The following is a 2,611-nucleotide window of genomic DNA, read 5'->3' on the forward strand; positions in this document are numbered from 1 at the left end:
TGGCTGAGCCTTGATCTTTTCCGTCTGCTGGGACAGTGACGGTTGGAGCAGCTGGTTTCACGGTTATGGTTAGAGTTACGTTGCCAGTTTTTCCTGCCGAGTCGGTTACTGTGAGGGTTAGAGTATGCGTGCCAACTTCCTTCGGCTGCATCTTCGTAACAGTGAGATCCAACACTTGTTCCTGATCAGTGTCAGTGGTTTTTGAAACACTTGCACGACCACTAAGGATATCAGCTTGTTGAAGCAGATTGGCGCCAATTAGCGCGTCTATATAGTTGATTTTTTCAACCTTCACATCATCTGTAGCAACAATGTGAATCTTCAAATCTTGCCCAACTGTTACAGACGATGACTCGGCAGTAGCAGTAATTGTTGGTTTTTGAGTATCCTTAGGCTTGGTAGCTTGTTTTTTCTCACTGTTTTCTGAAATTAGGTTAAACCCTGGAGTTATTCCTTTAGGACTCGTTTCATCAGGCTTCGTTACAGTCGTTGTTGCATACACGTCGCCTTCAGGAATTCCATACTTAACAGTAATCTCCGCTTTACCATTGTTAATCGTTGTAGTAGAGCCGATTTCCTTGCCATTTTTATCAAACAGTTTAACTGTTGTAGTAACCTTATCATCCTTAGGAATGCCGCTTCCAACAGATACTGTTACTTTCTGCCCTTTCTTTCCAGCAAGATTAGTCAGATCAGTGTCGATAACTGGCTTCTGTGGTTTAACATTGATGGTTACGTTTGTAAAACTCTTGGACTTATCGGAGTATTCTCCCTTAATACTAGGGGTAAATACGCCAACTGTATCAGTTTTTGGAGCAGTGCCGTTCCACTTTAATTTTGGCTTCTTTTCAAGCTTGCCTTCGTCTTTAATCTCAACAAGTTTGTCAATTTCTGTCAATTTCGGTAATTGATCACCAACGGTAACATCAATGGTTTTACCGCTAAGAGGATGTTCATCAGCAAGTGTAGTAACTTTGACTCTGACTTTAACTTTGCGTGTGGTAACGTTGCCAGAGCCATCCTCGGAAGTAATGGTTACTGTCTTGTTGTTCATGCCTTTAGTAACAGTGATGTCACCTGATGAAAGTGGATTGTCTTTGCTTCCAGCGCCTTGCTTGGTTATAGGAGTGTCCGTTAAACCAGAAATGCTAAACTTCTCAATATAACCCTTGTTATCGGTGGTAGTGAAGCTTAGTTTTTCGCCTTCCTTGAGTTTAATGGGCTTAGTTTTGTCGGTTATTTCAGTTTTGCCATTGTAATAAATTTTTGGCGCTTCGCTGTCATCCTTGTGACGTTTTAAGTTTTTATCTTGGTCAACTTTTGGATCTCGTCCAGAAAGCCACACGTAGGACGAGCTTGTTGTGCGTGCATATGATGCAGAATCTGCCCAAGTCCAAGCATTATGTATATTAGCGTACTTTTCATCATACGTCGTAGCTTTTTCGTTAATTGCTGTATCGTTAAGCTTTACTGCGGCATGCATATGGAATGCAAGATTTACTTCTGAAGTTTGAATACCTATTCCATAATTCCAACCACTATATGGGCTCTCTGGGTAAGTTGCTTTACCAAGAGCGTAATCATTGTGATTCTCACGGAATAGATCTTTCATATCTCTTTCATATTTTGTCTGATTCGGTCCTAAACTATAATGGAAGCTTGAAGACTTATTCCTATTGCCGCCGAAACTTTTTTCACTATCATATGGGAAGTTTATAGTTGTTGATTGATTGTCTACTTTTTCAAAATTGGAAAAATCGCGCGAAAGAGTAAGGTTCATCTTGCGGTTTAATTTGTCATTTTGTGATGCATCTTTAAGCTTGTAAGCGTCAAAACGTAAGTCGCGAATTGTGTCGCTCGCATACGAACCATCGGAATTTAACTTAGCAATTTGGTACGGTACTTGCCATATATACCACTGCCTGTTTGAAAGCTTTATCATCGACTGAGCATCATTGTTGAAGAACACGTCGAATACGAGATATTTAGCGCCATCTATTGTTTCGATATGTGCATACATATCCGTTTTTTTAATCAGAGTATTGTGCTCATCGCTACCATACTCATCGGAATTCATTGTCTTTTTATCTTTATTTTCATCATTAGTAGCACGATAACGCTGGAACTCAAGAATACTAGGAGTTTTAAGCCATTCTGGATTGTTAACAACCACATCAGCTTCACGATTCTGATGCTCAGCAACCGTGCTCGTAAGACTGCTAACTACTCCGGCCTGTGTTGGTGTAGTAACTTTGTTTGCCGTAACAGCCATGGCAGGTTGGCTGCCTAAGCAGGTTGCTGCTGTCAACAAAGCAGCCATTGTTGCTAACGGAAGTGTGTGCACTTTGTGTGCAGAACGCTTTTTAGAAGATTTTGATGATGATGTATGTTTTGAAGGATTAGTGGTAGCCATAACAATCTCCTTAATTTTCCCTAATCTTTAACGAATTTTTAAACAAATAAATAGAACGAATTCTATGACAAATCTCTCCAAAGCTAGTAATAAAGCTCTCTATTTAAATGAGTCTATTTAAAATTCTATCATTTTTTGCTATTTTTTATAATATTTTTCAGTTTGACATTAGTTTAGACTGTAAAATTTCCTGCGGGG

The 2,611-nt window shown here is 39.6% G+C and carries 1 pseudogene; it reads right to left on the minus strand.

Annotated elements, in window-relative coordinates:
* A pseudogene (locus HMPREF3216_RS00015) lies at window positions 1-2,413 on the minus strand (hypothetical protein); the annotation flags it as partial.
* Window positions 2,414-2,611 lie beyond the last annotated feature (198 nt).

Origin of the sequence: Gardnerella vaginalis, assembly GCF_001546455.1 — a bacterium.
In the GTDB taxonomy this organism is placed as follows: domain Bacteria; phylum Actinomycetota; class Actinomycetes; order Actinomycetales; family Bifidobacteriaceae; genus Bifidobacterium; species Bifidobacterium vaginale_B.